Source organism: Mesorhizobium sp. M7D.F.Ca.US.004.01.2.1 (assembly GCF_003997785.1).
GTDB lineage: Bacteria > Pseudomonadota > Alphaproteobacteria > Rhizobiales > Rhizobiaceae > Mesorhizobium > Mesorhizobium loti.
Genome location: NZ_RZRQ01000366.1, coordinates 1 through 5,422 on the forward strand (window position 1 = coordinate 1; position 5,422 = coordinate 5,422).

Consider the following 5,422-nt stretch of genomic DNA (forward strand, 5'->3'; position numbering starts at 1 on the left):
TCGCTGACACCTCCCGGCGTCACGACCCTGATCCTGCCGGCGGATGCCGCCTGGGGTGAAGTCGGGGCGGTCTCGGTTGGCAAGGTGAGGCTGGCGCCGCCGCCCGCCGTCGACATGGACGCGGTAAGAAAGATCGCTGCGGCGATCCGTGCCGCTCCGGGTCGGGCGGGCATCATCGTTCGCGGGAAGGCCGCCCGCGCCGATGCGCTCGCCATCGCCGGGCAGATCTCGACGGGCGGCGATGTCCGACTGTTCAGCGAGGTTCTGATCGCGCGGATGCAGCGCGGACGCGGGCGTGTGGCGCCGGCTCGCATCCCTTATCCGGTCGATGCGGCGACAGCTGTGCTCAGAGACATCGACGTTCTAATCCTGGTCGGCGGGAAGGAACCGGTTGCCTTCTTTGCCTATCCGGGAAAACCGGGACGGCTTGTCCATGAGGGCTGCCAGGTGCTGACGCTGGCAGCCCATGGCGACGATCTGCATGCGGCGCTGGAGGCGCTTCGCGACGAACTCGGCATAAAGCCGTCGCAACAACAGGTGTTCGCGACCGCCTTTCCCGACGAGGCAACGCCGAACGGCAGACTGACGGAAGATGCCATCGCATTGTCAGTGGCGCGCAAGCTTCCCGTGGATGCGATCGTCTGCGACGAAGCGATCACTTCGGCCAGGCGTTTCTTCGCACTGTCGGCCTTTGCCGCGCCGCACGACTACATGATGGGCACAGGCGGATCGATCGGCGGCGGCATTCCGATGGCGACCGGGGCGGCAATCGCCTGTCCCGACCGCAAGGTGATCAATCTCGAGGCCGATGGCAGCGGCATGTACACGGTGCAGGGGCTGTGGACCCAGGCCAGGGAAAAGCTCGACGTGCTGACGATCGTATTTTCCAACCGAACCTATGCGATCCTGCATGGCGAGATGAAGAATGTCGGTGTCGAGGCGATCGGCGAGAACGCCAGGCGCATGCTCGACCTCGACCATCCGTCGCTGGACTGGGTCTCGTTGGCCAAAGGCATGGGCGTGGAGGCGGCCCGCGCCGATACGTGCGAGCGGTTCGACGCGCTGCTGGACAGTGCGCTGTCGCGGCGCGGGCCGTTCCTCATCGAAGCGGTGCTCTGAGTGCGGCGGAGGTGAGGGCGGGTCTGGCCTACCAGCGGGTCTTTTCGCCGGGAGCCGCCGGTTCGATCGCCAGCGCGTGCACGCCGGCCTTCAATTCGTCGGCAAGCAATTCGTTGACGGCGCGGTGACGGTCGATGCGGCTCATGCCGGCAAAGGCGGAAGCGACGACGCGGACGCGAAAATGTGTCTCGCCGGTGCCGTCATAGGCGCCGTGATGGTCGGCGCCGTGATGGTGATGGCCGGCATGGAGATGGCTTTCGTTGATAATGACCAGCCGGTCCGGCGAAAATGCCTTGTTGAGCTTGTCTTCCATGGTCGTCTGTATGGACATCGCCGTCTCCCTTCACCACATATGGCTGGCGCGTCAGCCTTGAAACCGAAAATCGGTCTCTGCAAAAGCCGCTGCCGCGTAACAAAATCCGCCATTCGCCTGCTTTGTGCCGCGATTCAGCGGTTAGGGCGATGATCTCGAAAATGTCAATTCTTGTTTCGCATCTGCGAACGCCCCATAAATGGGTAAGATGAAGCCGTACCCCAAATATTTCGAGAAGATTCGCGTCCGTCCCGACAAGGACGCGGAGCTGAAGTCGCATTCGCCGATTTGCCAGTGGGACGGCTGCAAGGAAGCGGGCACCCATCGCGCGCCGGTCGGGCGCATGAAGGAGGGCGAGTATTTCCGTTTCTGCTTCGACCATGTGCGCGAGTACAACAAGGGCTTCAACTATTTCTCCGGCGTGCCGGACACCGAGGTCGCGCGCTTCCAGAAGGAAGCCATGACCGGTCACCGGCCGACCTGGAAGATGGGCGTCAACGGCGCCTCGACGCGTTCGTCGCCGGATATGGCGCAGCTGCGTTCCGGCCGCGCCGGCTATTACAACCGCATGCGTGACCCGTTCGATCTGTTCAAGGGGCCGAAGGATCCGCGCGAGGCGCGCGAGCGCAAGGCCAAGCCGCTTGAGGCCAAGGCGCTGGAAACGCTTGGCCTTGATACAAAGGCGACTGGCAAGGAGATCAAGGCGCGCTATAAGGAACTGGTGAAACTCCACCATCCGGATGCGAATGGTGGCGACAGAGGTTCGGAAGACCGGTTCCGCGATGTGCTGCAGGCCTATCGCGTGCTCAAACAGGCGGGCCTGTGCTGAGCGACCATACGGTTCGTGTCGTTTTCCAACTTTCATAAGGTTGGAAAACGCTCTAAGACCGCCCCCGGACAAATTCGATTGCCGGCGAAATCAGGGGTTTCGCCCGTGGAGACGTTGAGAGATATGAACAAGGTCGATCGTGACATCGCCAACCTGCCCGACACAACGGTGTCGGTGAAGGAAAAATTCGGCTTCGAGTCCAAGATGGTGGTGCCGGCCTATTCGGTGACATCAGAGCATGTGCCCGACATCGATCCGGACTATCTGTTCGACAAGAACACGACGATGGCGATCCTTGCGGGCTTTGCCTATAACCGCCGCGTCATGGTGTCGGGTTATCACGGCACCGGCAAGTCGACCCATATCGAACAGGTCGCCGCCCGCCTCAACTGGCCCTGCGTGCGCGTCAATCTCGACAGCCATGTCAGCCGTATCGATCTCGTCGGCAAGGATGCGATCGTCGTCAAGGACGGGTTACAGATCACCGAATTCCGCGACGGCATCCTGCCCTGGGCCTACCAGCACAATGTCGCGCTGTGCTTCGACGAGTATGACGCCGGCCGTCCGGACGTGATGTTCGTCATCCAGCGCGTGCTGGAATCGTCTGGCCGGCTGACGCTGCTCGACCAGAGCCGGGTCATCCGCCCGCATCCGGCGTTTCGGCTGTTTTCGACCGCCAACACGGTTGGCCTTGGCGACACCACCGGCCTCTATCACGGCACCCAGCAGATCAACCAGGCGCAGATGGATCGCTGGTCGATCGTCACCACGCTGAACTATCTGCCGCACGATAATGAAGTCGCCATCGTGCTGGCCAAGGCCAAGCACTATCGCGACGCCAAGGGCAAGGAGATCGTCAACAAGATGGTGCGCGTCGCCGACATGACGCGCTCGGCCTTCATCAATGGCGATCTGTCGACCGTGATGAGCCCGCGCACAGTCATCACCTGGGCCGAGAATGCCGAGATCTTCGGCAATATCGGCATGGCGTTCCGGCTGACCTTCCTCAACAAATGCGACGAGCTGGAACGCTCGGTGGTGGCCGAGTTCTACCAGCGCGCCTTTGGCGAGGATCTGCCGGAATCAGCGGCAAACGTGGTGCTGGGCTAAGCAGAGTCTCGATGGCGGGTCCGGGCGACAACACGCGCAACAAGTCGAAGACGGGGTCTGAAGCCGACAGCTTCAAGCGCGCCGTCACCGTCTGCATGCGCGCCATTGCCGGCGACAAGGAACTCGAAGTCGGTTTCGCCAAGGACAGGCCGGCTCTCGCCGGCAGCCGGGCACGTTTGCCCGAATTGCCGAAGAAGGCGTCGAAGACCGACATAGCCATCACCCGCGGGCTCGGCGATTCCATGGCGCTGAAGCGCGCCTGCCACGATGTCCGCATCCACACCAAGCTGGCGCCGGAAGGCAAGGCAGCCCGTGCCATCTATGACGCGGTCGAGCAGGCCCGCGTCGAGGCGATCGGTAGCCGCGCCATGCAGGGCGTCGCCGACAACATAGGCTCGATGCTGGAGGACAAATACGCCAAGGCCAATCTCGTCGACGTCAAGGACAAGGCCGACGCGCCGATCGAAGAAGCGCTGGCGCTGATGGTGCGCGAGAAGCTGACTGGCCGGCCGGTCCCGAAAAGCGGCGAGCGGCTGGTCGAACTCTGGCGCCCCTGGGTCGAGGAAAAGGCCAAGGCCGATCTCGATGGTCTTTCGGCCAAGCTCGGCGACCAGCAGGCCTTCGCCCGCGTCGTGCGCGAGATGCTCGCCTCCATGGAAATGGCCGAGGAGCTCGGCGACGACCAGGAGACGGAAGACTCCGAGGACAATGACGACAACCAGCCGCAAGGCGAGGAACAGAGCGAAGAGGGCGGCGAAGAGGATTCCGGCTCCGAGCAGTCGCAGTCCGAGGATGCCGAAGCTTCGGCCGACGACGAGCAGTCGGCCGAGACAGAAGCCTCCGACGCCACCGCCGACGACCTGTCCGACGATGACGACGCCGATGCCGAGACACCCGGCGAGGCGCGCCGCAACGACAATCCCTTCACGAATCTGCCGAAGGAAATCGACTACAAGGTCTTCACCACGGCTTTTGACGAGACGGTCGGCGCCGAGGAGCTTTGCGAAGAAGAAGAGCTCGACCGGCTGCGCGCCTTCCTCGACAAGCAGCTTGCCAATCTGTCGGGCGTCGTCGGCCGGCTGGCCAACCGGCTGCAGCGCCGGCTGATGGCACAGCAGAACCGGTCCTGGGATTTCGATCTGGAAGAGGGCTACCTTGACCCGGCACGGCTGGTGCGCGTCGTCATCGACCCGATGCAGCCGCTGTCGTTCAAGCAGGAGCGCGACACCAAATTCCGCGACACGGTGGTGACGCTGGTGCTCGACAATTCCGGCTCGATGCGCGGCCGGCCGATCACGGTCGCCGCCACCTGCGCCGACATTTTGGCGCGCACGCTGGAACGCTGCGGCGTCTCGGTCGAGATCCTCGGCTTCACCACGCGGGCCTGGAAGGGCGGGCAGGCGCGCGAGAAGTGGCTGAAGGACGGCAAGCCGCCGAATCCCGGCCGGCTCAACGATTTGCGCCACATCATCTACAAGTCGGCCGACCATCCGTGGCGGCGGGCACGGCGCAATCTCGGCCTGATGATGCGCGAAGGCCTGCTCAAGGAAAACATCGACGGCGAGGCGCTGCTGTGGGCGCACAACCGGCTGATCGCCCGGCCGGAGCAGCGGAAGATCCTGATGATGATCTCGGACGGCGCGCCGGTTGACGATTCAACGCTGTCGGTCAATCCGGGCAACTATCTCGAACGCCATCTGCGCGCCGTCATCGAGCTGATCGAGACGCGTTCGCCGGTGGAACTGCTGGCCATCGGCATCGGCCATGACGTCACGCGCTATTACCGCCGTGCCGTCACCATCGTCGATGCCGAGGAACTGGCCGGCGCCATGACCGAGCAGCTGGCTTCGCTGTTTGCCGAGGAAAGCGCGAAGGATACGCGGCGCGGCGGCATGCGGCGCGCCGGATGATCTCTTCGCGCGGCGGTTTTCGGCAGACGCTTTTCGCCGCCATCGCCCTATTTGCCGGCGTGGGTTCGGCGGCGGCCAGTTCGGCTGGCTCAAGCTTGGTCGAACCGGCCGAGGTGTCGGCTCGCCCGATCGCCGAATTCC

General features: G+C 63.7%; 5 protein-coding genes. 4 read left to right on the forward strand and 1 reads right to left on the reverse strand.

What is annotated here, in order from left to right; translation table 11 throughout:
* Window positions 1-1,119, forward strand: a 1,119-nt coding sequence (locus tag EN993_RS30470; protein WP_127265626.1) for an acetolactate synthase large subunit, incomplete at its 5' end; no start/stop codon positions are given.
* Between the two features lie 28 nt (window positions 1,120-1,147).
* Here the strand turns inward: EN993_RS30470 and EN993_RS30475 are convergent.
* Window positions 1,148-1,450: a BolA family transcriptional regulator gene (locus tag EN993_RS30475; RefSeq protein ID WP_127265627.1), complete on the reverse strand. Its 303-nt coding sequence runs from the start codon at window positions 1,448-1,450 to the stop codon at window positions 1,148-1,150.
* 181 nt (window positions 1,451-1,631) lie between these two features.
* On the opposite strand from EN993_RS30475, the gene EN993_RS30480 reads away from it, so the two are divergent.
* The 3 genes from EN993_RS30480 to cobT all read left to right on the forward strand — a co-directional run bounded on the left by EN993_RS30480 (window position 1,632) and on the right by cobT (window position 5,281).
* Complete coding sequence (locus tag EN993_RS30480; RefSeq protein ID WP_126070704.1) at window positions 1,632-2,261, forward strand: J domain-containing protein; 630 nt, start codon at window positions 1,632-1,634, stop codon at window positions 2,259-2,261.
* A 123-nt stretch (window positions 2,262-2,384) separates the two neighbouring features.
* Window positions 2,385-3,371, forward strand: a complete 987-nt coding sequence (cobS, locus tag EN993_RS30485; protein ID WP_109671608.1) for a cobaltochelatase subunit CobS — start codon at window positions 2,385-2,387, stop codon at window positions 3,369-3,371.
* 11 nt (window positions 3,372-3,382) lie between these two features.
* Complete coding sequence (gene cobT, locus EN993_RS30490; RefSeq protein ID WP_109671661.1) at window positions 3,383-5,281, forward strand: cobaltochelatase subunit CobT; 1,899 nt, start codon at window positions 3,383-3,385, stop codon at window positions 5,279-5,281.
* The last annotated feature ends 141 nt before the right edge of the window (window positions 5,282-5,422 follow it).

Coding starts and splice junctions, on each gene's coding strand:
- EN993_RS30475 (WP_127265627.1), bottom strand. CDS start 1,450: ATGTCCATACAGACGACCATGGAAGACAAGCTCAACAAGGCATTTTCG.
- EN993_RS30480 (WP_126070704.1), top strand. CDS start 1,632: ATGGGTAAGATGAAGCCGTACCCCAAATATTTCGAGAAGATTCGCGTC.
- cobS (WP_109671608.1), top strand. CDS start 2,385: ATGAACAAGGTCGATCGTGACATCGCCAACCTGCCCGACACAACGGTG.
- cobT (WP_109671661.1), top strand. CDS start 3,383: ATGGCGGGTCCGGGCGACAACACGCGCAACAAGTCGAAGACGGGGTCT.